Below are 1,161 nucleotides of genomic sequence, written 5' to 3'. Positions count from 1 at the left end.
CCAATACGGTTCATGATGCAATTCAGCAAGTAAATAGCACTGCGACTAATGCGAAGACTCAGGCAGATAAAGGTTTGAATTTTGCAGTGAATGGTGTAAGCCCAGCAGACAATGTACAGCTGGGAGAAACTGTTAACTTTGCAGATGGTACGAATACAACAGCGACCTATGATGCGGCGACGAATACCTACAAATACAGCCTGAACGATACACTGTCCCTAAGCAATGCGGGCAGTCTATTGATTAAGGATAGTGCTGGTACAGGTACAGTAGTTTCTGTTGACAAGACAGGGGTACAGTCAGGCAGCATTAAGCTAGATGCATCGACAGGTAAGATCACAGGAGTAACAGATGGTCTTGTTGCAGCAGGATCTAAAGATGCTGTGAATGGTGGTCAGCTTGATGCAGTAAAAGCGATAGCGAATACAGGCTGGAAACTGACGACAGATAAAACTGGCACAGGTGCAGTGGCAGGTAGTTCAGTTGAACAGATCACGCCAGATGAAACAGTAACGTTTATCGCTGGTGACAACATTGCGGTTGAACAGGCAGGGAATAAGGTCACTGTAGCGACGAAGAAAGATGTGGTATTTGACAGTGTAACTGCAGGTGGCACAGTCATCAATAATGCCGGCTTAAGCTTTGTTGACAGTACAGGCACATTGGTTGCGAACAGCCCAAGCATCAGCAAAACAGGGATCAATGCAGGCAATCAGAAGATCACCAATGTTAAAGCTGGGGATGTCAATTCAACATCGACAGATGCAGTGAATGGCAGTCAGCTATATACAGCGCAAAATAGTGTGAAGAATGTATTGGGGAGCAGCACACAGATTGATGCAACCGGCAATTTAACCTCAACAAATATTGGTGGAGTTGCGGGAGCCAATACGGTTCATGATGCAATTCAGCAAGTAAATAGCACTGCGACTAATGCGAAGACTCAGGCAGATAAAGGTTTGAATTTTGCAGTGAATGGTGTAAGCCCAGCAGACAATGTACAGCTGGGAGAAACTGTTAACTTTGCAGATGGTACGAATACAACAGCGACCTATGATGCGGCGACGAATACCTACAAATACAGCCTGAACGATACACTGTCCCTAAGCAATGCGGGCAGTCTATTGATTAAGGATAGTGCTGGTACAGGTACAGTAGTTT

At 45.3% G+C, this 1,161-nt stretch carries 1 pseudogene; it reads left to right on the top strand.

The window, feature by feature from the left end:
* A pseudogene (locus tag B9T38_RS16490) lies at positions 1-1,161 on the top strand (hypothetical protein); the annotation flags it as partial.

Origin of the sequence: Acinetobacter sp. ANC 4218 (genome assembly GCF_002135245.1) — a bacterium.
In the GTDB taxonomy this organism is placed as follows: Bacteria; Pseudomonadota; Gammaproteobacteria; order Pseudomonadales; family Moraxellaceae; genus Acinetobacter.
The sequence above is the reverse complement of the archived record's forward strand: the minus strand, read 5'-3'. Positions and strand labels throughout refer to the sequence as shown.